Annotated in this window: 24 protein-coding genes; 12 read left to right on the top strand and 12 right to left on the bottom strand. The window is 72.9% G+C overall.

The window, feature by feature from the left end:
- The first annotated feature begins 21 nt into the window (after positions 1-21).
- From KUA19_RS33775 to KUA19_RS33745, 7 genes are all read left to right on the top strand, one after another.
- Complete coding sequence (locus tag KUA19_RS33775; protein ID WP_217402739.1) at positions 22-792, top strand: thioesterase II family protein; 771 nt, start codon at positions 22-24, stop codon at positions 790-792.
- A gap of 104 nt (positions 793-896) precedes the next feature.
- Complete coding sequence (locus KUA19_RS33770; protein ID WP_217402737.1) at positions 897-1145, top strand: hypothetical protein; 249 nt, start codon at positions 897-899, stop codon at positions 1143-1145.
- A gap of 142 nt (positions 1146-1287) precedes the next feature.
- Positions 1288-1998, top strand: coding sequence for a mycofactocin biosynthesis peptidyl-dipeptidase MftE (gene mftE, locus KUA19_RS33765; RefSeq protein ID WP_217402735.1), 711 nt, complete (start codon positions 1288-1290; stop codon positions 1996-1998).
- Positions 1995-2777 (top strand): mycofactocin-coupled SDR family oxidoreductase, encoded by a 783-nt coding sequence (locus KUA19_RS33760; protein WP_217402733.1) that lies wholly within the window; start codon positions 1995-1997, stop codon positions 2775-2777. The genes mftE and KUA19_RS33760 overlap by 4 nt, the downstream gene beginning before the upstream one ends.
- A complete protein-coding gene (mftF, locus tag KUA19_RS33755) occupies positions 2774-4231 on the top strand; it encodes a mycofactocin biosynthesis glycosyltransferase MftF (protein WP_217402731.1) in 1458 nt (485 codons plus the stop codon). Before KUA19_RS33760 ends, mftF begins: the two co-directional genes overlap by 4 nt.
- A gap of 10 nt (positions 4232-4241) precedes the next feature.
- Complete coding sequence (gene mftD, locus KUA19_RS33750; protein ID WP_217402729.1) at positions 4242-5423, top strand: pre-mycofactocin synthase MftD; 1182 nt, start codon at positions 4242-4244, stop codon at positions 5421-5423.
- Positions 5424-5430: 7 nt separating this feature from the next.
- Positions 5431-6396, top strand: a complete 966-nt coding sequence (locus KUA19_RS33745; RefSeq protein ID WP_217402727.1) for an aminoglycoside phosphotransferase family protein — start codon at positions 5431-5433, stop codon at positions 6394-6396.
- Here the strand turns inward: KUA19_RS33745 and KUA19_RS33740 are convergent.
- Complete coding sequence (locus KUA19_RS33740) at positions 6377-7117, bottom strand: TetR/AcrR family transcriptional regulator (protein WP_217402725.1); 741 nt, start codon at positions 7115-7117, stop codon at positions 6377-6379. The two genes, KUA19_RS33745 and KUA19_RS33740, sit on opposite strands and share 20 nt — an antisense overlap.
- Positions 7118-7552: 435 nt before the next feature.
- Between KUA19_RS33740 and KUA19_RS33735 the strand changes: the two genes are divergently transcribed.
- Positions 7553-8053 carry a SigE family RNA polymerase sigma factor gene (locus KUA19_RS33735; protein WP_217402723.1) on the top strand — a complete coding sequence of 167 codons (501 nt, stop codon included), beginning with the start codon at positions 7553-7555 and terminating at the stop codon, positions 8051-8053.
- Entirely contained in the window at positions 8050-8634 is a 585-nt protein-coding gene (locus KUA19_RS33730; protein WP_217402722.1) for a hypothetical protein, read from the top strand. Before KUA19_RS33735 ends, KUA19_RS33730 begins: the two co-directional genes overlap by 4 nt.
- Before the next feature lie 79 nt (positions 8635-8713).
- Here the strand turns inward: KUA19_RS33730 and KUA19_RS33725 are convergent, their stop codons facing one another.
- The 6 genes from KUA19_RS33725 to KUA19_RS33700 all read right to left on the bottom strand — a co-directional run bounded on the left by KUA19_RS33725 (position 8714) and on the right by KUA19_RS33700 (position 17071).
- A complete protein-coding gene (locus tag KUA19_RS33725) occupies positions 8714-8995 on the bottom strand; it encodes a hypothetical protein (protein ID WP_217402721.1) in 282 nt (93 codons plus the stop codon).
- Between the two features lie 149 nt (positions 8996-9144).
- A complete protein-coding gene (locus KUA19_RS33720; RefSeq protein ID WP_217402720.1) occupies positions 9145-9786 on the bottom strand; it encodes an NPCBM/NEW2 domain-containing protein in 642 nt (213 codons plus the stop codon).
- Positions 9787-10129: 343 nt separating this feature from the next.
- A complete protein-coding gene (locus KUA19_RS33715) occupies positions 10130-11254 on the bottom strand; it encodes an FAD-dependent oxidoreductase (RefSeq protein WP_217402719.1) in 1125 nt (374 codons plus the stop codon).
- A gap of 277 nt (positions 11255-11531) precedes the next feature.
- Positions 11532-14357: an AfsR/SARP family transcriptional regulator gene (locus tag KUA19_RS33710; protein WP_217402718.1), complete on the bottom strand. Its 2826-nt coding sequence runs from the start codon at positions 14355-14357 to the stop codon at positions 11532-11534.
- A gap of 242 nt (positions 14358-14599) precedes the next feature.
- Positions 14600-16396: a DUF6541 family protein gene (locus KUA19_RS33705; protein WP_217402716.1), complete on the bottom strand. Its 1797-nt coding sequence runs from the start codon at positions 16394-16396 to the stop codon at positions 14600-14602.
- 21 nt (positions 16397-16417) lie between these two features.
- The gene (locus KUA19_RS33700; protein ID WP_217402708.1) at positions 16418-17071 is read right to left on the bottom strand and encodes a DUF402 domain-containing protein; all 654 of its coding nucleotides are present in this window, start codon (positions 17069-17071) and stop codon (positions 16418-16420) included.
- A gap of 175 nt (positions 17072-17246) precedes the next feature.
- On the opposite strand from KUA19_RS33700, the gene KUA19_RS33695 reads away from it, so the two are divergent.
- The 3 genes from KUA19_RS33695 to KUA19_RS33685 all read left to right on the top strand — a co-directional run bounded on the left by KUA19_RS33695 (position 17247) and on the right by KUA19_RS33685 (position 19371).
- Positions 17247-17873 (top strand): aspartate/glutamate racemase family protein, encoded by a 627-nt coding sequence (locus KUA19_RS33695; protein WP_217402706.1) that lies wholly within the window; start codon positions 17247-17249, stop codon positions 17871-17873.
- A gap of 158 nt (positions 17874-18031) precedes the next feature.
- The gene (locus KUA19_RS33690) at positions 18032-18424 is read left to right on the top strand and encodes an MmcQ/YjbR family DNA-binding protein (RefSeq protein WP_217402704.1); all 393 of its coding nucleotides are present in this window, start codon (positions 18032-18034) and stop codon (positions 18422-18424) included.
- A gap of 59 nt (positions 18425-18483) precedes the next feature.
- Positions 18484-19371, top strand: a complete 888-nt coding sequence (locus tag KUA19_RS33685; protein ID WP_217402702.1) for a hypothetical protein — start codon at positions 18484-18486, stop codon at positions 19369-19371.
- 111 nt (positions 19372-19482) lie between these two features.
- Here the strand turns inward: KUA19_RS33685 and KUA19_RS33680 are convergent, their stop codons facing one another.
- From KUA19_RS33680 to KUA19_RS33660, 5 genes are all read right to left on the bottom strand, one after another.
- A complete protein-coding gene (locus tag KUA19_RS33680) occupies positions 19483-20472 on the bottom strand; it encodes a hypothetical protein (RefSeq protein WP_217402700.1) in 990 nt (329 codons plus the stop codon).
- 186 nt (positions 20473-20658) lie between these two features.
- Entirely contained in the window at positions 20659-21411 is a 753-nt protein-coding gene (locus KUA19_RS33675) for an SDR family oxidoreductase (protein ID WP_217402698.1), read from the bottom strand.
- Positions 21408-21833: a cupin domain-containing protein gene (locus KUA19_RS33670; protein WP_217402696.1), complete on the bottom strand. Its 426-nt coding sequence runs from the start codon at positions 21831-21833 to the stop codon at positions 21408-21410. The genes KUA19_RS33675 and KUA19_RS33670 overlap by 4 nt, the downstream gene beginning before the upstream one ends.
- 32 nt (positions 21834-21865) lie before the next feature.
- Positions 21866-23263, bottom strand: a complete 1398-nt coding sequence (locus tag KUA19_RS33665; protein WP_217402693.1) for a peroxidase family protein — start codon at positions 23261-23263, stop codon at positions 21866-21868.
- Between the two features lie 56 nt (positions 23264-23319).
- Positions 23320-24075, bottom strand: a complete 756-nt coding sequence (locus KUA19_RS33660) for an SDR family oxidoreductase (RefSeq protein ID WP_217402692.1) — start codon at positions 24073-24075, stop codon at positions 23320-23322.
- Positions 24076-24324: the final 249 nt, after the last annotated feature.

Here is a 24324-nt window from a genome sequence, read left to right as displayed (position 1 = left end):
CGCGACCCGAGGGACCAGTTCATGGTTGACGCATCCCCCCGCCCCGCAGGTTGGGTCCGGCGGTTCCATCCCGCACCGGACGCTCCCACCCGCCTGCTCTGCTTCCCGCACGCCGGCGGGTCGGCGACCTTCTTCTTCCCGGTGTCGCGGACGCTGACGCCGCGCATCGAGGTGCTGGCGATCCAGTACCCGGGGCGGCAGGACCGACGGCACGAGCCGTTCGTCGACGACATCCACCAGCTTGCCGAACTGGTCGTGGCCGAACTGGACGGTGCGCTGGACAAGCCGGTGACGTTGCTGGGCCACAGCATGGGCGCGACGATCGCGTTCGAGGTCGCGCTGCTGCTGCAGCGGCGCGGGGTGCCGCTGCTGGGCCTGTTCGCCTCGGGCCGCCGGGCGCCGTCGTGTCACCGCGACGAGCGGGTGCACCAGGCCGACGACGCGGCGGTGGTGGCGGAGTTGTCCCGCGTCGGCGGCACGTACGGCGACATGCTGCACGACGAGGAGGTGCTCCGGATGATCCTGCCCGCGGTCCGCAACGACTACCGGGCCGCCGAGACCTACCGCTACCGGCCGGGCGAATCGCTGACGTGCCCCGTGGTGGCCCTGACCGGCGACCGCGACCCGTACGTCGACCTGACCGAGGCCCAGGCCTGGGAACGGCACACCACCGGCCCATTCGACCTGCGCGTCTATCCCGGGGCGCACTTCTTCCTCGCCGACCACGTCCCCGCGGTCCTGGACCTGGTCGCCGCGCACGTGGACCGACAACTGCTCACCTGCCACGAGTAGGCAACCCGCGCTAGGGGTCCCTCCCCTACCGCTTCCCGGCCGTCCCCGGACCGCCTCGACCCCGCAGGAGGGCACCCTTGCGAGTAACCCCAGCCCCTGGCGTGGTGGCGTACATCCATAAGGACGGCGGCCTGGAGCTCTACTCCCAGGCTCACGGGGAGAGCCTGCGGTTCGATCCCTCGGGTGCCGCCGTCTGGATCGCGCTGCGCCAGGGCGACGGCCGCTGCCGTAACGCCGCCGACGTGCTCGCCGAGTCCTGGGGCACCGGCACGGCCGAGGCGACGGTGGAACTCGACCGCTGGGTGAGCGTCTTCTGCGAGGCGGGTCTGATGTTCACCACGGAAGAGCGTTGACTTCCTCTCCCGCCTAAAGGCGGGAGATTCCCTTGGTCACCCTCGGGTTTTCCTGTTTCACTGCCGATCGCCCCGTACGGGAGGGGTCCCGTTGATCGTTTCCTCCCCGCCTGAAGGCGGGGGTATCCACGAAGGAAGTCCGATGACGTCCACGAGCCGACTCGTGGCCGCGATGACCTGGCCCGAGGCCGGGCGGTGCGCCCCGGACGCGATCCTGGCGATCCCGCTGGGCTCCACCGAGCAGCACGGCCCGCACCTGCCGCTGTCCACCGACACCGACGTGGCGGTCGGCCTGTGCCGGGCGCTGGCCGGCGCCCGCCCGGACGTGCTGGTCGCCCCGGCGCTGCCGTACGGCGCCAGCGACGAGCACGCCGGTTTCGCCGGCACGCTGTCCATCGGCCGCGAGGCGATGGAGCTGGTGGTGGTCAAGCTGGCGCGGTCGGCCTGCGCCACGTTCGGGCGGGTGCTGCTGGTCTCGGCGCACGGCGGCAACGCCGAGTCGGTCGGGCAGGCGGTGGCCCGGCTGCGGGCCGAGGGACGCGAGGTGCGCGTGCACGAGCCACGCTGGCACGAGGACCCGCACGCCGGGCACGTCGAGACATCGCTGCAGCTGGCGCTGGAACCCGAGCGGGTACGGATGGACCTAGCCGCCCCCGGTGACCCGCGCCCGCTGGTCGAGCTGATGCCGCTGCTGCGCGCCAGCGGGGTCCGTGCCGTGAGCCCATCGGGCGTGCTCGGCGACCCCACCACCGCGACCGTCGCGGCCGGACGCGAGTTGTGGCGGGTGCTGACCGCCGCACTGCTGGCCGACGTCGCCCGCTGGTGGCCGCAGCCCGCCGGCGCGCACCGATGAGTCCGGTGGCGCTGGTCACCGGCGCGGCCCGGGGCATCGGCGCGGCGACGGTGCGGGCGCTGCACGCCGACGGCTGGTCGGTGCTGGCCGTGGACGCCGCCGCCGACGATCCGGCGCTGCCGTACCGGCTCGGCTCCCGCGACGAGCTGGACACGCTGGTCGCCACATTGGACGAGCGGGTGCACGGTTTCGTCGCCGACGTACGCGACCCCGCCGCCCTGGACGCGGCGGTGGCCCACGCCCGGCGACACTGGGGTGGCCTGGACGCCGCGGTGGCCTGCGCCGGGGTGATCGCGGGCGGGGCGCCGCTGTGGCAGGTGCCCGTGGCGGCGCAGCAGGCGGTGCTCGACGTCAACCTCGGCGGCGTGCTCAACCTGGCCCGCGCCGCCGTGCCCGCGCTGCTGGCCCGCCCCGAGCCACGCCAGGGCCGCTTCGTGGCGGTCGCCTCGGCCGCCGCCACCCGGGGGCTGCCGATGCTGGCGGCGTACTGCGCCGCCAAGGCGGGCGTGGCCGGGCTGGTCCGGGCCTTGGCCGTCGAGCTGGGCCGCACCGGCGTCACCGCCAACGCGGTCAGCCCCGGCTCCACCGACACCCCGATCCTGGCCGAGAGCGCCCGCCTGTACGGGCTGCCCGACGCGGGCGCGTTCGCCCGGCAGCAACCGGTCGGCCGACTGCTCGACCCGGCCGAGGTCGCCGCGGCGATCGTGTTCCTGGTCTCGGCGCGCGCCTCCGGGCTGACCGGCGCCGTGGTGCCGGTCGACGGCGGGCTGGCGCTGTGAGGCCGCCGCCGCTGCCGACCGGGTTCGGCCTCGTCTTCGACCGGCACACCCGGCAGGTCGGCCCGGCCGCCCTCACCGGCGGTGCCCCCGCCCGGCTGCTGCGGCTGTCGCCCGCCGGGTGCCGCGCCCTGGCGGAGCTGCGGACCGGGCGGGTGCGCAGTCGCGCCGGCGGCGTGCTCGCCCGGCTGCTGTGCGACGCGGGGTTGGCACATCCGCGGCCGCCGCAGGTCACCGGCCGCCTCGACGCCACCGTGATCGTCCCGGTCAAGGACGACGCCGCCTCGCTCGACCGGTGCCTGGGCGCGCTCGGCCGGGACTATCCGGTGCTCGTCGTCGACGACGGTTCCCGGGCACCCCAGCCGATCGCCATGGTGGCCGCGGCGCACGGCGCGACGCTGCTCCGGCGCGACCGCTGCGGCGGTCCCGGAGCGGCCCGCGACACGGGTCTGTCCCGCGTGGACAGCGAGCTCGTGGTGCTGGTCGACAGCGACTGCGCGCCACCGCCCGGCTGGATCCGGCGGCTGGCCGCCCACCTGGCCGACCCGCTGGTGGCGGTGGCCGCGCCACGGGTGGTGGCACAGCCTCGCCCCCTGCCACCGGGCAGCCGCCTGACGGCACTGCAGCGATACCACGCCGCCGCGGGCAGCCTCGACCTCGGCTGGTACGAGGCCCAGGTGGTCCCGCGCACCCCCGTCGCGTACGTGCCGACGGCCGCGCTGGTGCTGCGCCGCGCCGCGCTGGCCGAGGTCGCCCGCGACGGCGCGGTGTTCGACCCCGCGCTGCGCTACGGCGAGGACGTCGACCTGGTGTGGCGGCTGCACGCGGCCGGGTGGCGCATCCGCTACGACCCGTCGGTGCGCGTGCCGCACCGGCAGCCGCGCAGCTGGGCCGAGCTGCTGTCCCGCCGCTTCCGCTACGGCACCTCCGCACCGGACCTGGCGGTACGCCACCCCGGCGCCGTTCCGCCGCTGGTCGTGGACCCGCTGCCGGTGGCCGCCGTGGCGGCCCTGCTGCTGCGCCGACCGGCGCTGGCCGTGGCCGCCGTGGCCGCCGCCGTGGTCCGCGCCGACCGGGCCCGGCGACGCGGCCAGGTCGCGCCCGGTGGTGTGGTCGGCGCGGTCAGCCGCGGCCTGGGCCAGACCTGGCTCGGGCTGGGCCGCTACGGCGCCCAGTTCGCCGTGCCCGCGCTGGTCGCGGCCCTGCTCGCGGGGGGACGCGGGCGCGGCCGCCAGTTGGCTCGCACCACCGCCGCGGCCCTGCTCGTCGCGCCGGGCCTGCACGCCTGGGCGACCCGTTCCTCGTCCCTGGACCCGGCACGCCACACGCTGGCGGCACTGGCCGACAGCGCCGCCTACGGCGCCGGGGTGTGGCACGCCAGCGTGCGCCGACGCACCCCCGCCGCCCTGATCCCCGCGCTGCGCCGGTCGGCGCGGGCCCGAACGACGCGACGCTAGGAGGCACGCCATGGGCAGTGGATGGTTCGAGACGGTCGCGGAGGCCCAGCGGCGGGCCCGCCGCCGCCTGCCCCCCTCGGTGTACGGCGCACTGCTGGCCGGGGCCGAGAAGGGGCTGACCGTACAGGACAACCTCGCCGCCTTCGACGAACTGGGCTTCGCCCCGCACGTGGTGGGGCACTCGCCCAAGCGCGACCTGGCCACGACGGTGCTCGGGGTGCCGCTGGCGCTGCCGGTGCTCATCTCCCCCACCGGGGTGCAGGCGGTGCACCCCGACGGGGAGGTGGCGGTGGCCCGCGCGGCCGCCGCGCGCGGCACCGCGATCGGCCTCAGTTCGTTCGCGAGCAAGCCGGTCGAGGCGGTGGTGGCCGCCAACCCGAAGACGTTCTTCCAGCTGTACTGGATCGGCAGCCGCAAACACATGGCGGCCCGGATGGAACGGGCCCGCGCGGCCGGGGCGGTGGGGCTCATCGTCACCACCGACTGGTCGTTCTCGCACAGCCGCGACTGGGGCAGCCCACGCATCCCGCAGCGCGTCACGGCACGTGAGATGGTGCGGTTCGCCCCCCAGGCGCTGACGCATCCGCGCTGGCTGCGCGGTTTCCTGCGACCGGGGCGGCTGCCCGACCTGACCGTGCCGAACATGGCCGACGAGGGCCAGCCCGCGCCTACCTTCTTCGGCGCGTACGGCGCCTGGCTGGGCACGTCCCCGCCCAGCTGGGACGACATCGCCTGGCTGCGGCGCGAGTGGGGTGGTCCGTTCCTGCTCAAGGGGGTCACCCGGGTCGACGACGCCCGGCGGGCGGTGGACGCGGGCGTGTCGGCGATCTCGGTCTCCAATCACGGCGGCAACAACCTGGACGGCACCCCGGCCGCGATCCGCTGCCTGCCCGCGATCGCCGAGACGGTCGGCGGCCAGATCGAGGTGCTGCTCGACGGCGGGGTGCGGCGCGGTGGCGACGTGGTGAAGGCGCTGGCGCTCGGCGCCCGCGCCGTCATGATCGGTCGGGCGTACCTGTGGGGGCTGGCCGCCAACGGGCAGCGCGGGGTGGAGAACGTGCTGGACCTGATGCGGGCGGGCATCGACTCGGCCCTGCTCGGGCTGGGCCGTGCGAGCGTCGCCGAGCTGGTTCCGGAGGATCTCGTCATCCCGCCCGGCTTCACCCGGCGGCTCGGCGCGTCGACGGACTGACCGCGCGGTGGCGGTGGTGATCCCGGACGGCGTACGCCGGACCGCGTTGGAGCGCGGCGAGGCCGGGCGGGCCTGGCTGGCGGGCCTACCCGAACGGCTCGACCGGCTGCGGGACCGGTGGGCGCTGTCCTTCGACGAGGTGTACGGCAACGGCACCGCCGCCCTGGTGCTGCGGGTCCGTACCGCCGACCGCCCGGCGGTCCTGAAACTCGCCGCGCCGGGCACCGGCTTCGGCCGCCAACTGCGCACCCTCGCCGCCGCCCGGGGTCGCGGCTACGTCCGCCTGCACGCCTACGACCTGTCCGAACACGCGGCCCTGCTGGAACCGCTCGGATCCGCGCTCGCGGCGACACGGCTGCCGGTGCCGCGCCGGCTCGACGTGCTGGCCGAGACCCTGCACGAGGCGTGGCAGGTCCCGGTCCGGGCCGAGCCTGGACCGGGCAAGGCCGAACAGCTGTCGCACCTGCTCCAGAGCCTGTGGGCGCGGCTGGGTGAGCCGTGCTCGCCCGAGCTGATCGCCGAAGCGCTGTCCGCCGCGGCCGACCGGGCGGCCGCGCACCGGCCGGAGGGCAGCGTGGTGTGCCACGGCGACCCGCACCCCGGCAATGCGCTGGCCGTCGCGTCGCCCCGCCCCGGGGCGCACACCGGGTACGTACTGGTCGATCCCGCCGGTGTCGTCGCCGAACCCGCGTACGACCTCGGTGTCGCCGTCGCCCGAACGGACCCGCACCGGGTCCTGGCCGCGCCCGCCCCGGCCGACCTGGTCCGCGCCGACTGCGCCCGGCTGGCCGCGAGCTGCGGGGTCGACCCGGAGGCGGTCTGGGCGTGGGCGCGCACCGAACGGGTCGCCTCCGGCCTCTACCTGCTGCGGTTCGGGCACCCCGCGCTGGGCCGGGCCTACCTGGCCGCGGCCGAGGCGGTGCGGCGGGACCGGCGTCCGGCGTCCCGGCCGGTCACCGCCAGGCGAACGTGAGCACGGCGATGCCGTCGAGGATCCGATCGAGCCCGAAGACGAACTCGTCGTCGAGGCCGTCGGACTGGTCCAGCACCCCGGTCGCGACGACCTGGCTCAGCGAGGGGAAACGGACCGGGTCGACCAGCAGCCGCAGCATCCGGCCGTACCCGGCCATCGGGTCCTCCGCCGTGGTCTCGGCCTCGCCGAGGACCCCGGCCTGCAGGTCCACCCCCAGCGACGCCTCGTTGCGGACGTACCCGCTCAGCAGCAGGATCACCGACATCTGCTGCGCCGGGGTGAGCCCGGTGTCGGTCAGGTAGCGCAGCCCGGCGTCCAGCCAGCCGAGCTGGTTCGGCGTGGCCGGCGGTCCGCTGATCGGCACCCGCAGCACCCACGGATTGCGCTGGTAGCTCGCCCGCACCCCCCAGGACCAGCGGGCCAGTCCGGCGCGCCAGTCCAACTCGGGATCGTGCTGCGGCGGGGCGCCGATGGCCGCGTCGACCATGAGTTCCAGCAGTTCGTCCTTGGCGCGTACGTACCGGTAGAGAGCCATGGTCGACACGCCCGCCTCGGTGGCGACCCGGTTCATCGACACCGCGCCGATGCCGTCGGCCTTGGCCACCCGGATGCCCGCCGCCACGACCAGATCGAGGCTGAGCGCCGGTTTCGGTCCCTTGCCCGGCCGCTCCCGCAGACCCCAGGCGGCGGCGATGTTCGGCGGTAGTGCGCTGACGTCCATGCTCGCGGCCTGACTGTGCGTTCGGTCGACAGATAGACCGCTATTTTAGTGCGGCGAGCTCCGGCGGCACAGCGCGGGCGCGGCCGACAGCGCGTCAGAGTCGTCCTTTCTCGACTTTCCGCGCGGCCGCCCGGAAGCCCTCGTTCTCCAGGGTGATCGAGCGGCGGATCAGTCCGCCGAACAGGAGCCGGAACAGCCCGGCGCCGCGCCCGACGCCTCCTACTGGCTGTTCCTGCGGATGTGGACGCACTGGGCCACGACGCGGCCCCGCTCAATTTGCCGGGCAATCGGGCACAACAGTGATCAAGATACGCCCGGTCGCCTGGCAACTTGCGCGATCTTGGATGTTCCGCGCGGTCCATGCAACCCGCGCGGGGGTCGGCTGCATGGAGGAGGCATGAGCATGTGCCATGAACGGGTCGGGCGGGAGAACGCATGACCGACACGGGATTCCGCGAGTACGCCGCCGACCGGCGGGCCGCCCTGCGCCGCACCGCGTACCTGCTGTGCGGGGACTGGCATCTCGCCGACGACCTGGTGCAGGACGCGCTGGCCGGACTGTTCGTGCGCTGGCGGCGAGTGCGCGCCGGTGGCGACGTCGACCCGTACGTGCGCCGCATGCTCGTCAACGGATACCTGGCCACGCACCGGCGCGGCTGGCGGCGCGAGGTCGCCGTCGCCGACCTGCCGGAGACCGCTGTGGCCGGGCCCGCTGACGACGGCACCCGCGACGTGCTGCTGCGTGCGCTGGCGCAACTGCACCCGTCGCAGCGCGCGGTAGTGGTCCTGCGCTACTGGGAGGACCTGTCGGTCGAGCAGACCGCGGCGGCCCTGGGGTGCAGCGAAGGCAACGTCAAGAGCCAGGCCGCCCGTGGCCTGGTGCACCTACGCGCGGCGCTGGCACGCTCCGGCGCCCTGGAAGGAGATCGCGCATGACAGACCACGAGGACGAGGTGCGTGCCGCGTTGGCCGCGCTCGTCGCCGACGAACCCGACCTGCCCGGCGGCACCGCCGACATCGAGCAGCGCGGCATCCGCCGCCGCAACCGCCGCTTCGCCACGATCGGCGCACTGGTGGCGGTGCCGCTGCTGGCCGGTGCGGTGGCCGTGGCGGCTTGGCCGACCTCGACCCCGGCGCCGCGGCCGCTGGCCCAGCCTTCGGCGTCTCCGCAGTTGGCGGACCCGAACGCCGGATCGCAGCTGGCGACCGGCTTCCCGCTGGGCAGCGCCGTCGACGCGGTGTCCGAGGCGCTGCCCGCCGGAGTGTCGCTGGCGGAGCTGCCGATGGACCTGGGCTGGCAGGCCGACGGATCGCTGACCCTCCCGCTGGCCGCCGGCGGCGAGCTCACCCTGACCGTCGCCGACGGCACCTGCTCGGTCAGCGCACCGGGCCTGAACGCCGCTCAGGGCAGGACGGCAGCCGACGCGGTGTGCGCGGCGTGGCGGGCGGCCGGTTCCCCGCCGGTGGCGCCGGTCGGCCCGGCCCCGGCGGAGCAGCCTGAGCTGGCCGCCCAGTAGCAGCCGTACGGCTGTGAGACGTCCCGCCAGGCGCCGGCGGGCCGTCCCAGCGACGCGGCGGGAGCTGCCCGGCCACAGCTCACGCCAGGCGGCCGGTCCAGAACATCCGCCAGAGCGTACGGGGCAGCCGGCGCCAGCCGGCGGCCTTGACGGCCGCCTTCGCGGCGACCCCGGCCAGGGCAAGTCCGACGAAACCGATGAGCACCTGGACGACCCAGACCGACAGCCGGAACTCCTCGGCGGTGCCCCCGCTCAACCCAGTCGTCCAGATGACGACCTGCGCGATCGGCAGCCAGGAGAGGATCACCAGTCCAATCCCGGCGCGCAGCCGCACGACCGTCCGGTCCGCCGAGCCGGACACGCTCCGATCGTAGACAGCAGCGCTGGACGACACGACGAAATCAGATAAGTCGCACCCGCTCCCAATGGCCGAACCGGTCGCGCCCGTCGAGGTAGCGCGGCGCGGACCGCCCCAACAGCAGCAGCGCGGCCACAGCCACGATGCTTCGATCAGGCACCCTCGACTCTCGCATCACCCAAACTCACAAAGAAGTCTCGTCCGTCGAATACGGTCTGTCGCGGCTTCAGGAAGACCCTCAGGCGGATGACTCCACTGACATTGATGTTCACCTTGACGGGGTGGGTCAGCGATACGGTCACCGCCTTCAGGGTTCGGTCGTCGCCGTAAAATGTCAGGTCCACCTTGATTCCGCGAGCATTCTCAGAGTCATCCACCCCCACCATGGCGATCAGCCTGCTACCTTTGCCGCCGAGATTGAACTCCGCGTCAGAGCCATCCAGCCGCGAATATCCGGTATTGATGACAAAGCTGGTTGGATATTCGACTCCGGACAAGGTAACGGCCGCCCGACCTCCACAGCAGCCACCGACGATTGGCAGGTCCGCCAGGTAGGCGCCACCGGTGGCGGAAGCAGGAGGGCTGGGCTCGGTGTCGGAGGGACGCCCGGCCGGAACAGACTGATTCGGACTCACGCCTGCCGTTTCGCTCACGCCGGAAGGAGCGTTGTCGCCATCCCCGAACCGAAAGGGGGATATGCATAACGTAACGAGGGCGGCAATCCCGGCCACGACAGTCCAGAACGCGACCGACCGTTGTCCGAGCCAGCCGCCGTTGTCATCCGCGTTGAACATTGACCACCTCCCCGGATCACGCCCTCGTTGTCGCGCAGCCACCAGCACGCGAGTTCATTCCACGGCAGAATACCGACACGTGCGCGACTGGCGCGAGGTCAACCTTTCGGCTCGTCCAGGCGCGTCACCGCAATACATGTGCAGGACACTTTGTACGTCAGGAGCTCATTTCGCGTACGGAAGAGAAGGGCCGACAAGGCATTCGTCCGGTGCCACCCGACATGGCCACACGTCTGGTCGGCCGCAGAGTCTCCGCCGCCGGTCGGCCAGGCGACACAGCAGCGAGAGATGCGGTTACCGTCATCGATGCCACGTGGTACGCACCAGCAAGGTTCGATGCACCTCAGACCGCCTCCTCGTGCAGGACACTGCTGACGCCGCGAAGTTGCGCTACATATGCCCTGCCGATGAGGGCCGACGGCATCATGCCCAGCAGTATCCGTACCGGTGCGGGAATGGGTTTGTTGGTCCGCTCGCTGACGGCGCGCCGCGACACCTTGCGCACCCGGCGCGTGCGCAGCGCCTCGTATCGCCGCAGCGCACCCGCCACGTCGGCGGGATCGGCGCGTAGCGCGCGGCTGAGCAGCCACGCGTCTTCGAGTGCCTGGTTGGCGCCCTGCGCCTGGGTGGGCGGGAAGGCGTGCGCGGCGTCGCCGAGCAGCGTCGCGCCGCCGCTGCCCCACCGATCCGGGATGCGGTGTGTGACGTGCCGGAACGGTTCCACGTCCTCGTCTCGCAGCTGCGCCAGCAGACGGTCGACCAGCGGGCCGTATCCGGCGAACCGCGCGGCGAGCGCGGCGGCGGGCGTGCCTTCCAGCGGCCGTCGCACGTCGAACCACCACATGAGCAGCCCGTCACCCGACGGCAGCAGCCCGACCAACCCGGCGTCGCCGACGACGCAGACACCCGTGGTGCCGCCGACCAGCTCCGGCAACACCGGCGTCAGCCCCTGCCAGGTGGTCCACTCGTTCTCGGCGGCGGGTGCCGGGTCCAGGACCGCCCGGCGTACGGCGGACCGGTGGCCGTCCGCGCCCACCACGACATCGGCCTCGTATCGAGCGCCGGTCGCCTCGACCGCGACCACACCATCGGGGTGGACCTCGACGTCGACGATCTCCCGCGAGAACTCCACCGGCACGCCCCGGGCCAGATGTTCGACGAGTCGGTCACGCGGCACCGACGTCACCGGGAATCCGGTCTTCCCGGCGAGCACGGTCAGGTCGGCGGTGACCATCGTCCGGCCGTCGGCGGTGTCGAACCGCAGCGCGTCCAACCGTCCGCCGAAGCCGGCGAGCGGCGCGCCGAGTCCGGCCAGCGCGGCCGCTCCGTTGCTGAAGATCGTCACGGCGGCACCGCCGGTCCGCAGCCGCGAGGCCTGCTCGAAGACCCGGACCTCGTGCCTGGACCCGGCGAGCCCCCGAGCCAGGGCCAACCCGCCCACCCCACCCCCGACGATCAGCACCTTCATGACAACCCCGTTCCACTACGTTCGTTGTACAACGGATGGTGCCACACGGGGGACGCAAGGGTGCCCCGAGGGGCCACCCACGCCACCCACGCCACCCACGCCACACACCCCCACGCCGCGCGCGCCGCGCGCGACCCCGGGCATGATCGGGCTGCGGTTTCGGGGAAACTGCACGAATCTTGGGCCGAATTCCAGCACTTTCCCTGAAACTGCAGCCGCTTTCCTGAACTTGCAGCCGCAATCAGGGCGTACGCACGCCCCCACCGGGCGCGCCGTGTCAGGAGGCGGTTTCGACCGGCCTGTCGTCGGTGACGCCCAGACGGCGGCCCACCGCGGCCGCGTCCGGGTGGCCCAGTTCCCGCAGGATCCGCCAAGCGGCGGTCCAGCTCTCGCGCGCCCGCTCGGGCTGGGCGAGCCGGTCGTGCACGTCCCCGATCCGCAGGTGCGACAACGCCTGGTTGTACCGGTCCCCCAGCTGCTCGAACAGCCGCAGCGCGGCCTCGTAGGCGCCCGCCGCCCGCACCGGGTCCTGCAACCCGAGGTAGGCCAGCCCGATGCTGTCGAGCGTGTCGGCTTCCCCGGACCGGTGGTTGATCTGGCGGTGCTGGCTCAGCGCCTGCTCGCAGTACCGCAGCGCCTTGTGGTGGTCGCCCAAGTTGGCGTGGCTCCAGCCGATGGCGTTGAGCGACAGCGCCTTCCCGGCGACGTGCTCGGTCTGTTCGAACAGCGAGAACGCCTGGTGCGCGTGCGTGAGGGCCAGCTCGTAGGCGCCCGCGTTCTCATGGCAGACGTTGATGTTCAGGTGGGTCCAGGCTCGCCCGACCGGGTCCCGGTGCGCCTCGTAGATGCCCAGCGCCGTGGTGAGGTGCCGGAACGAGGCCGCCCGGTCGCCCAGGCGGGCCCGCACCCGCGACAGGCCCCGGTGGCAGCGCGCCTGGGCCGGTTCGTCGCCGAGCCGGACCGCGGCGTCCAGGGCGAGGGTCTGGCTCTCCATCCAGTGGTGCCAGTGGCCCTGTCGCTCGAAGAAGTTGCCCAGGCACCAGGCCAGCTGCCACAGGTGCCGGTCCTGGCCGGCGGACTCGCAGAGCCTGGTCACGGCCAGCGCGGCGGCATGGTTGGCGGTGAACCACGCCAGCGCCTCGTCATGGTCGCGCGCCTGGAACGGGTGCGCGTCCGGCGAGCAGTGCTCGGGCGCGGCCCGGTCCCGGTGCGGGTCGAGCAGCGAGTCGCACCGGTACGCCGAGCCGAGGAAGTGGTCGAGCAGCCGTTCGACGGCCCGCGCCTGGGCAGCGGCGCCGGGCTCGGTCTCGGCGGACCCGCGGGCCAGGTCGGCGGCGTACGCGTGGAGCAGGTCGTGGATCGAGTAGCGGTCCTCGGCGTCCTCGGCGACGAGGTGGGCGCGTTCGAGTTCGCCGAGCAGAGCGCGGGCCCGGGCCGGGTCGGTGCCGGACAGGGCCGCGGCCGACAGCGTGGTGACGACCGGGCCCGGGTGCAGGCCGAGCAGCCGGAACAGTTCGGCGGCCGGAGCCGACAGGGCCTGATACGACCACGAGAACACGGCCCGCATGTCGGTCGCCCGGTCCTCGCTGGACAGCGCGTCGAGCGGGCTCGGGGAGGCCGCCAGCTCCTCGGCGAGCCTGGTCAGTGTGACGTTGGGCCGCGCCACCGCCCGCGCGGCGACCAGGGCCAGGGCCAGCGGAAGCCCGGCGCACCGGTGCACGATGTCGACGGCGGCGTCGGGTTCGGCGGCCACCCGCCCCGGGCCGATGCGACGGCTGAGCAGTTCGAGGGCGTCCGGTGGCGCCATCAGCCCCAGCGTCATCGGTACGGCGCCTTCGACGGTCACCAGCCCGCCCAGCTGCGTACGGCTGGTGACGACGACCAGGCAGCCACGGGTGCCGGGCAGCAGCGGCCGCACCTGGGCGGCGTCGCGGGCGTTGTCCAGCACGATCAGCATGCGCCGGGTGGCCAGCAGGCTGCGGTAGAGCCCGGTCTTGGCCGCAAGCGTCGTCGGCATCTGGCCGGGCGCCACGTGCAACGCCTCGAGGAATCCGCAGATCACCTCGTCGGGGCTGGCGGCCTGCCCGTTGGGGTCGAAGCCACGCAGGTTCGTGTAGAGGGCACCGTCGGGGTAGCGGTCGGCCAGCGAGTGGGCCCAGTGCACGGCCAGCGTCGTCTTGCCGACCCCGGGACTGCCCGCGATCGCCGAGATCACCACGGCGCTGGTGTCCTCGGCCAGCAGGGCGTCGAGCTCGGCCAGTTCGGCGGCGCGGGCGGCGAACACGCGGGTGGCGGGCGGCAGCTGGGCCGGAACCACCGGCGGGGCTGAGCTGATCGGCGGATCGTCGTCGCGGCGATGCAGCAGCGACACGTACAGGCTGGACAGGTTGCTGCCGGGGTCCAGTCCCAGCTCGTCGGCCAGGTGTCGGCGGACGGTCTCGTAGACGGACAGCGCGCTCGCGGCGTCGCCGCACTGGTGGTACGCGCGGATCAGCGCGGCGGCGAGCCGCTCCCGGGCCGGATGTCGGCGCACGAGTTCCGGCAGGTAGGACAGGGTGTGCTCGACGTGGCCGAGTTCCAGCCCGGTCTCGGCCAGCAGTTCGTGCGCCAGCAGGAACCGCTGCCGTAGGCTCGCGTCGAGCACCTCGCGCAGCCGGTCGTCGGCGGTGCCCGCCATCAGCTCGCCGCCCCACAGCTCCAGTGCCTGTGTGAGCAGCGTGAACCGCGGTGCCGCCGCGGGTTCGTCGATCGCCTGGCTGAGCAGTCCCGTGAACCGGTGGACGTCGACATCGGACGGGCACACCTGCATGAGATAGCCGGAGTCCCTGGTCACGATGGACACGCCGCATCGGGCGAGTCGGCCGCGCAGCCGGGCGACGTACGTGTGCAGCGTGGGCCGGGCCGAGGCGGGCGGCTCCTCCGGCCACAGCAGGCGCAGGAGTCGTTCGGTGCTGATGGACCGTCCGGCCTCGATCGCCAGGATGCCGACCAGGCAGCGCTCGTGTCGTTTGCCGAGCGCGACGTCCACACCGTCGTGGCTCACCGCGACGGTTCCGAGGAGCCGGATATCCAGCACGCCGACCTCCGCCGCGATTTGTAGCAATTCGTGATCCTACCGACGGTGGCGGACCGGGGGCAAGGTTGTGGCAAGGATCGGCTGGCAGACTCGGCTGCGCGTGCGGAGACAGCCAGACGGGGGCGGTCGATGAGGTATCGGGTGCTAACCACATCTTCCGCATCGTCCGGCGACTGAGCCGGTTGTGGCGTCCGCACCGCGGCACCGCGCCATCCGCGCGGCGTCGCCGTCGCGGGGGAACTGTCCGGTACTCATCGATCGACCAATCGTTACGGTCGCGGCCCTGCCGCGCCGGTCCGGCCCCACACGAGCAGGCGGACGTCCCAGACCCAGTCCTCGCCGCCGCAGTACTGGGGCGTGACGCCCAGCAGCCTGGTGACCGCGCCGCGCAGCCGACCGGACCGCTGGGTCGGCCCCATCACCAGGGCGTCGACCTGCCAGTGGCGCAGGTCGGCCACGGCCAGCGCCCGTTGCTGCGCGGTGATGGGCGGCACGTGGCCGGTGCGGCGGATCCCGTACAGCCAGGCGTCGAAGAACCTGGACGGTGGGCTGGACACGCCCCGCCCCTGCTCGCCTCCCGGCCCGAGGAAGTATCCGCTGGTCATGCGGTACTTGAGTCCACCCTCGGCCAGCCAGCCCATGGGCTCGGGCACGGTCACCCGCGTCGGCGGGATGAACATGATGGCGTGTCCGGGTTCGACATGCGCGTCCAGGACGCCGTTGACCAGCACCGCGGGCGTGCGGTGGCGGGGCAGCGCCTCCAGCGGGGTCGGCACCGTCGGCAGCAGCGCCACCGCGTACGCGGTCAGCAGCGCGACGGCCGCCGGACGCGGCGCCGTCCGCAGGGCCCGGTCCGCGCCGAGCGCCAGCAGCACCCCGAGCACCGCGATGGTCACCAGTGCCAGCCGCGCGGGCACGACCGAGTCCAGGATCGGCAGCCGTGCCGCGGCCTGCCAGGGCCCGGCCAGCAGCGGTCGATCCCACCAGCTGATCGAGGTGCCGCAGGACAGCACCCCGAACACGACCGCCACGGCGGCCAGCGCGAGCACGATCCGGTCGCGGCGCGACCACCACACCAGCCCGGCCAGCAAAAGCACCAGCGGCAGCCCGAAGTAGGTGGTCTCCTCGGTCTGGTTCGGCGCGGGCGCCGGGGTGGCCAGGTGATCGGGCAGCACCGCGCTGGCCAGCGACTGGGTCGAGTAGGTGAGCAGCGACCCGAGGTCGTTGCCGTAGGTCGGGATGTGGGTGCCCAGGCCGTGGTAGGCCTGCGGCCCGGCGAACTGCCACCACAGCGGGTAGGCCAGCGCGACACCGGCGAGCAGCGCGGTCACGGCCAGCGCGGCGACCAGTGGCCGGGCCTGGCGGCGCAGCTCGGGCCGCATGGCGGCGGCCAGACCGGTGAACAACGCGAGCGCGACCGCGGTGAACAGCAGGAGTTCCTCGTTGATGAACGCCTGCCAGACCACGAGCAACGCCAGGGCCGCGCCGTCGCGCCAGGGCCGTCGGCGGCTCGCGGCCCGGATCACCTGCCAGACGATGAGGGGTACGAGGAACTGCCCGACGATGTTCGGATGGGCGTTGCCGTGCGACACCATGCCCGGGGCGAACGCGCACCAGGCCGCCCCGACCAGTGCCGCGGCGGGGGTGGTGACCACGACCCGGGACAGCAGCGCGTACCAGGCGGCGCCGGTGAGCGCGAACATGAGGCCGAGCAGCACCAGGAACGTGGCGTGCGGACCGATGGTCATGGTCAGCGGGGACAGTGGCAGCGACAGGCCGAGCACCGAGGTGTTGGCCATCGTGTTCACACCGTCGGGAAAGTTCATCGCCGTGGTGTGGAACGGGTTGCGCCCCTCGCGCACGACGGCGGCGCCGTGGGCGAGGAAGAACTCGAACTGGTGCTGGTCGCCGAAGTTGACGTTCATCGTGCCGGCGACGTCGCGGCACAGGTTCCAGACCACGGTCAACGCGCCGAGCGCCATCACCACGGCAGCGGCGGCATCCCATCGCCGGCGGCGACCACGGTCCCCTGCGGCGGACGGATGCTCGGATGGGGCAGCGGTCACGAGCCGCCAGCATACCGGCGCCTACGGTACAAATGGTGCAACCGCGCGCGGGCGATCCCAGCCTTCCGGGCGTTGCGGCAGCGGCCACGTCGCGTCGGGACGGAAGTCGCACCAGGTGCCGTCGAACGGGAACGCACCCGCCTGCGCGACCTCGATCAGGCGCTGCCCGTCGGCCCGGATCGCCGCCGCCCCGGCCGCGTCCCAGTAGTGCCGGTGTCCCGTCCTGGCCGCCAGCTCCGCCTCGTCCTTCCAGCGCCAGCTCCGATCGGGATCCACCAGCACGTCCAGCGCGTTGTCGGCGAAGTCGACGCCGCTGACGTCGCCGTCGCGCCAGCGGACGAACGGGTCCTCCAGGTTGCCGTACCAGTTGACGAACCGTCCGTCGCGGAAGAACCACCACACCGACCAGGGCTCGCCGGGGCGCTGCCACATCAGCAGGTCAGTGCCGGTCCAGGTGAGCGGACGCAGCACGGCGTCCGGGCCGAGCTCCTCGACCGTGCCGTCGTGATGGGTACGACCGTCCTCGGTCATGATCCGCCAGTACGTCGCGCCGGCGGGCAGCCACAGCAGCAGGCCCCGCGCACCGTCCTCGATCACGCGGGTCGCCTGCAGGAACGTAATCTGCCCGCCACGCCAGCAGCGGCGCAGCACGGTCTGTCCGGGTACGAAGTACACGGGTCGAGACCATATACGCAACCCGACCGTACCGCTGCGACAGACAGCCTGACCTGCGGGGTTACCGCATACCGGGATGAGGTCTGTGACGGCGATCCCACGGGACAGCGGCGGCGGGTGCGGTGGTGTTAATTTGACCCGCCCGAAAATCCGCCCGTACCGGGAACGATCGACGATGCTGGCTCTGCTGCACACCTCCCAGGTCCACGTGCCGACCTTCGACCGCCTCCGTGACGAGGTGGCGCCGTCGCGCACGCTGTACCACATCGTGGCCGAGCACCTGCTCGACGAGGCTCGGCGCAACGGCACCGCGTCCGTCGCCGCGCAGGTCACCCGGGAGGTCGAGCGGGCCGCCGAGATCGGCGCGCGAGCGCTGCTGTGCACCTGCTCCACCATCGGCGGGCTCGCCGAGCAGGCCGCCGATCAGGCGGGCATCCCGGTGCTGCGGGTCGACCGGCCGATGGCCGCCGCGGCCGTCGCGACGGGCGCCCGGATCACCGTGCTGGCGGCGCTGACCAGCACACTCGTGCCGACCACGCAGCTGATCGAGGAGGAGGCCGCGCGGGCGGGCCGGAGCGTGTCCGTGTCCGCGCGGGCGATCCCCGGAGCCTGGGACCTCTTCGAAGCCGGTGCCGTCACCGGCTATCTGGACCTGGTGGTCGAGGCGCTGACCGAGGTCACCGACGCCGACGTGATCGTCCTGGCCCAGGCCTCGATGGCGCCCGCCGCCAAGCAGGCGGCGGTCTCGATCCCGGTCGTATCCTCGCCGCGCCTGGGCCTGCGCGCCGCCATCGCGCTCTGACCCGAGCCACTCGGAAGACGCGTTCGAGGGCGCGGTGGATCCTGCCGAAGCGGGTGACGCCAGGTTCGCCGAGTTCTTCCCGTCCCGAGGCGCCGAGACTGCCCGGCCCGCCGGCGCTAGGCTGTGGCGATGCCGGAGCCGAGGTGCGGGGGATCCTGATGGCTGACGCCGACGACGTACGCCGACTGGCGCTGGCTCTGCCGCACGTGGTCGAGATCGACAGCGAGGGCTTCGACTTCCGGGTCGCGAACAAGGGCTTCGTCTGGTCCTACCCGGAGCGGACTCCGGGCAGTCCGCGCGTCATCCGGACCGACATCGCCGTCCTCTACGTCGGCGACGAGGCGGAGAAGCAGGCGCTGCTGCTCGGCGAGCCCGAACGCTTCTTCACCACGCCCGGCTACGACGGCCTGCCCCTGGTCATGCTTCGGCTGGCGAAGGTCGACGTCGACCGGCTGAGCGAACTTGTCCTCGACGCGTGGCGCATGCGGGCTCCCGATGAACTGACCGCCGATCTCGACGAGACCGACCTGCCCGGCTCCGGAGCGCGCTGATTCGTTCGCCAAGGGACGAATAGCGGGCGGGTCCAGCTCGCCATCCCTAGAGTGGCGAGATGACCTCGGAACCGACCGCCCTCGATGCGGTGCTTCGCGCTGCCGCCCAGGTTCGGGTGACCGCGCCCAGAGCACCCGGCGGCGATGTGCCGAAGGGCGGCCTGGTGTTGGCGGTGACCGAGCAGGCTGCTGTTCGTCGCCTGATCCAGGCCCTGGCCGTCGAGCAGACGACCGACGGGACCTGCATGTGCTTCGGCGACCTCTCCTTCAAGTTCTTCGATCAGGAGAATGACCTCGTCGCCACGGCCGGCTTCCACCATGCGAGCTTCCTGCACTGGTCCGGGTGGAAAGGCCTCGCCGTGCTGCGCGACGGCGTCGCGGCGCTGCGATGGCTCGCCGAGCAGGGGGTCGACGGTCCGTTGGCGGAGCACGAACGGCGCCGGCGCAGATACCGCGAGCAGCAGCTCGAGGAGCAGCGCTGGCGCGATGACGCACCCGTCGCGGTACGCGACCTCCTGGATGCCGCCTTGACCGCCAGCGGCACCACCGGAGCGATTCCCGCGGAGTTGACGCGGCTGGCGATCCAGCGTCTCGGCGAGGCACTGCCCGATCCGGTCGAACGGACGGCCGCGACATTGGCCTGGTACGGCTCCGGATCAGGGCGTTGCAGCGGCTACCCGGTGCACGAATCCCTGCCGGCGCCGGCACTCGCGCAGACACCGATCGCCCACATCATCGCAGCGCTGGAGACCTGCGGCATGGACGAGCGTGTCGTGGCCGGTGGCGTGCGGCACCTGTACGGCTCGGCGTCCCGCGATCATCAGGCCGAGGACGTCGCCACGGTCCCGCCCCGACTGCGGGAGCGTCTCCTCGCGGCGGCGAGGAAGTCCGGCGACGAAGACCGACTCCGCCGCGCGCAACGTTGGCTGAGCCCACGCCCGCAGTAGCGATGGTGCCCCGTCCTGGGCCGGTACCCGCACGAACTCGGTCTTCGACTTCGGCTGCGCGGCCGTGACGGCATACGCCTGGGGCGTACGCCGTCACGGCCGTTTCACACGTCAGCCAAAGATCTTGGCGATCTGCGCCCAGAGCTCGGTGAACCCGGACGCCCACTGCGACCCGTTGTCATCGGCGTGGACGGCGAATCCGCGAGCGTGCGGCGGGGCGGGCGGAGCCGGTTGCGTGGTCGCGGACGGCGCGGGCTGGAACGGCGGCAGCACGATCGGCGCCGCCGAAGGCGAACCGCTGGGCCGCGGCGACGGCGAGACCGGGCCAACCGGCCGCGGCGACGGCGAGACCGACCTACTCGGCCGCGGCGACGGCGAGACCGAGCTGCTGGGCCGCGGCGACGGGCCGCCCGGTCGGCCGGGTGCGGCCGACGTCGACGCCGACGGCGATGCCGAGCCACTGGGCAACGGCAGCGGACCGGCCGCCACCGGCGGCGCTGTCGACGCCGAGGGCGACGGGGCCGGCGAGGCCGAGGGCAACAGGGCGGGCGAGGCCGTGGGCGACGGGGCAGACGACGCCGAGGGCGAAGGCGAAGGCGCTTCGGCCGAAGCGGGGCAGGTGCGGCCCACGATGAAGCTGTCGGCCGTACCGGTGATCTCGGCGGTGGCGCCGACCAGGGTCAGCCCCTGCGGCAGCGCGGCCCATGCCTTGTCCGTGTTCGCGCGCAGCAGCGTGCCGCCGCCATCAGCGGGGATCGTCACGATGGTCGTGTCGCCCTCGGGGGTGCCGAACTCCGCCGTGACGTTGATGAACTCCCCGGTCTCGGCGTGTTCACCGGGCAGCTTGAACACCCAGACATCCTGGTCGACGTAGGGCCCGCCGCCGAAGTCCAGCTGGCAGGCGTGGCGCGGGAAGGCCGCGGCGGTGAAGCCAAGGCTCGCCGGGTCGACGCTGACCTTCGCCTTCGCCTCCGCCTGCGCAGCCTGTTGGCCGAAGGCCGTGCCCGCCACCAGGGCCGCCCCGAAGGTCAGCACCGCCACTCCGTAGGCGGTGAACGGTCGCGACTGCGACCGGGCGAGTCTCTTCGTGAGACGTTGCATGCGTACCTCCATCGAGTTCGACGCAACGCGGCACTACCCGCCCTATATGCCCCCTAAACAGGATAAATCGGAAATCTCCGGACTAATTTTTCGGCGCATTCACCGCTCGACGCAGGCAGGGTGAAGAAGGGCACCTTCTACCTCGCAAAGCGATAAGAAGGTGCCCTTCCTTACCTGTGGCGTGGGTTAGGTGAGTTGTTGGCCGCCGTCTATGTCGTAGGTGGCGCCGGTCAGCGCCGTGTTCACCATGAGGTGGACCGCCAGCGCGGCGACGTCGGCCGGGCCGACGACTCGGCCGATCGGCAGTGTGGTGCGCAGCTGTTCGCGACGTTTCTCAAGCTCGTCGCCGAGCAGTCGCGCCGACAGCGGTGTGTCGACGAACCCGGCGGCGATGAGGTTGACCCGGATCGGCGCGAGTTCGAGCGCGAGATTCGCCACGAGCGGGGGCAACGCGGCGGTCATCGCCCCGGACACGACCTGGCCGAGGCCGGGTCTGCGGCCGCCGGTCCCGCCCATGAACAGCAGCGCCCCCGACGGCCGCATCCTGCCGACGACGGCACGGGCGAGGTGCAACGGCAGTAGCAGATGCTCGTCCACCAGACCCTGCACCCGGGTGAAGTCCAGGTCGGCCAGGCGCGCGTAGTAGTTGCCGCCGGCGGTCACCAGGACGTGGTCGACCGGGCCGGGCAGCTCGGCGAAGAACTCGCGCAGGCGTTCGGGATCGGTCGCGTCGAACGCGGCGGTGCTGACCGCGCCGATCTCGACGGCGGCCTGCCGCAGGTGCTCGGGGTCGCGGCCGACCAGCACGACGTCGGCGCCCTCGGCGCGGGCCAGCCGCGCGGTCTCGTACCCGATCCCGGCGCTGCCGCCGAGCACGACCACCGTCTGCCCCGGCAACCGCGGCCCGGATGGACCCGGCGAACCGGCTGTGCCGCTCATGAGTCGCTCCCGGCGCGCCTGTCCCGGCGCTGGGCCAGTTCTTCCTCGTCCACCAGGACGAGCATCGGCTTGCCCGGTTCGCACAGCATGGTGACGAGGAAGCGCAGCCGCGTGTCGTCACGGTTGTTGCCGTCCTGGTAGTGGATGACGTCGCCGCCGGGTTCCCAGAACGCCTCCCCGGTACGGATGACCCGCTCTGGCTCGCCCTCGAGCTCGAACAGCATCTCGCCTTCCAGTACGTAGCCGAAGGCCGGACCGGAGTGCCGGTGCGGGGGCGTGCCGGGGTCCCCCGGCGGGAACTCCACGATCACGGTCATCGCGTGTGCTCCCGCCGGGATGAACGGCGGCATCGCCTCCTGCAGGGTGGTGAGCGCGGTCTGCCACGCGTTCGAACTCGGCCTCTGCCGGTCAGTCGCGGCCATGGAAGGTACCTCCTCGTCGCCGAACACGGATATCAGGCGGCCGTCGGCCGGCGGCCGCAGATCCCGAGGGTGAGCAGGTCCGCCAGACCGAAGACCTGGTCGGCCGCGGGCAGGGTCGCCTCCCAGTCCGGTTCGAGGCTGAGATAGCTCGCCGGGTCGGCGCGCAGCAGGCCGATCAGCACCTCCGTGACGATGCGGCCGCCGACCGGGCCGAGCCGGTCGCCGCCGCCGCGGTGCTCGGCCTCTTTGAGGACGTAGAACCACAGCGGGGTGCCGTGCGGCCAGGGCTGGTCCAGCTCGTCGGCGGTCAGCGGCACCTCGCCGAGCAGCCGCGCGACGGCTTCGCCGCTGGGTAGTCCGGTGGTGCCGCCGCGTAGCAGGTCGCGTACGGCCAGGGACCGGTAGGCGGGCGTGTCGACCGCACCGGTGACCTGCTCGGGCAGGCCGATGAGGCTGGCGGCGAGCCGCCCGTCGAGGCGTTTGGCGCGCTGGGCCCTCGGGTGCCCGGGGACGTCGAAGACCTGGGTCAGGTCCAGGCGACGGTCGGGCGGCACCGGCCCGAACCCGACCAGGTCGGGAAAGAGCGGCACCGCCGGGCCGCCGTCGACCAGCCGGTAGGTGTGGCGGATCTGGCCGTGGCCGTAGCGGAAGGCCGCGTCGGCGAACTCCAGCGGGATGTACGCCTGCGGCGCCGTCGGCGCGAACCACCGTCCGCCCTCGGCGAGCACCTGCTCGACCAGGTCCGGCCCGACCAGGCGGGGCAGGAAGTCGTGGACCGCGATCCACTGGTAGTGCCAGGTGAGGGTGATGCGCGCCTTGTCGTACACGTCGGCTTCGCGCGCCCCCTCGGCGCGCAGCCGGTCGACGATGCGGTTGTGCGCGTGCAGCAGGGCCACGTGCAGGGTGAGGGCGAACAGGTGCGAGTCGTTGCGCGGGTCGCCGATCAGGGCGACGCCCTGGGTGTTGCGCGGCACGTCGGCGCCGTCCGGGCCGAGCAGGAACTTCGCCGGATCACGCAGGTCGAACAGGTACGGCGAGCCGATCGGGCCGTCGGAGTAGACCATCTCCAGGTTCAGCTTGGGGGCGCGGGCGTTGCGTAGCGCCTCGGGATCGACTTCACCGCCGATCGGCGAGCGGTCGGCGGTGATGTCGTGCGCGATCAGCTGTCCGAAGAACGGCCAGCCCGCGGCCTCGGCGGCGTCGTCACCGCCGGGGCCGACGCGGTCCAGGAACGCGGCCGCGTCGCAGATTCCGCCGCTCTCCCCGGCCTTGGTCAGCAGCTGCGGGGAGGTCCCCAGGGGCGCCAGGTCCGCGAACATGCGTCCGTAGCGGGCGGCTCCGGTGGGCCGGTCGACCGCCCGCACCAGGCTGAGGCAGTGGTCGCGGGCGGCCACGCGGGCACCATGGGTGTACGCCGGGGCGCTGCTCACAGCCCCGAGCGTAGGCCCGTGCCCCTGCCGTTCCCGGCCCGTTGGACAAATCCCGGTCAGGCGGTGGTGTCACGGGCGGCAAGCCAGTCCGCGAGGCTGATCTTGCCCAGGCGCGCCTGGCCGAGCGGCACCAGCGACTCGTCGTCCAGCTCCGCGCCGAAGTAGCGCGCGTTCGGGTCGGTGACCACGTGGCGGCTGTCGTGCACGGCGGCCAGGTAGCGCCGTACGAATTCGTCCTGGCCCAGCTTCTCCGGTCCCGCGATGTCGACGCTGCCGTTGACGGGCGGCTCCTGGACCGCGCGGGCCAGCGCGGCGGCGACGTCGTCGGCGGCGATGGGCTGCATCGCCGCGGGCGGCAGTGCGATGGTGTCGCCCTGGGCGGCCGTGGCGGCGATGGCACCGGCGAACTCCAGGAACTGAGTGGCCCGGACGATCGTGTACGGCATCGGAGCCGCCTTGACCAGGTCTTCCTGTACCACCTTGGCGCGCATGTAGCCGCTGCCGGGATTGCGTTCGGCGTTGACGATCGACAGCACCACGTGGTGGCGTACGCCCGCGGCGGCTTCGGCGGCGAGCAGGTTGTGGCCGGAGGTCTGGAAGAACTCCAGCACCGCCTGGTCCTCGAAGTTCGGCGAGTTGGCCACGTCGACGACGACGTCGGCCCCCCGCACCGCCTCGGCCAGACCGGCTCCGGTGATGGTGTCGACGCCGGTGCTGGGCGAGGCGGCGACGACGTCGTGGCCGTCGGCCCGCAGCAGCCCGGCGAGCTTGGTGCCGATCAGGCCGGTGCCGCCGATGATGACGATCTTCATGGTCGAACCCTCCGCAAACTCGGACTTGCAATATCCGAGATATTACTCGGACCTTTTCTGTCCGAGTCAAGGATACCGAAGCCGGTCATGGCGGAGGTCACTTTCACCAACCAGCAGCCAGGCGGCCGGAACGCGATGGGCGTCAGCTCGGGGTGTCGTACGCCCCTCCGGGCCGCAGCAGGTACTTGGCACCCGCGTGCCCGCCCTCGGCCGCCGCGACGAACCACGGCTTGGTCGCCGCCACACCGT

This window comes from Catellatospora tritici (assembly GCF_019083965.1).
GTDB lineage: Bacteria > Actinomycetota > Actinomycetes > Mycobacteriales > Micromonosporaceae > Catellatospora > Catellatospora tritici.
Note: the sequence above shows the minus strand (reverse complement) of the source record. Positions and strands in the feature narration are given on the sequence as shown.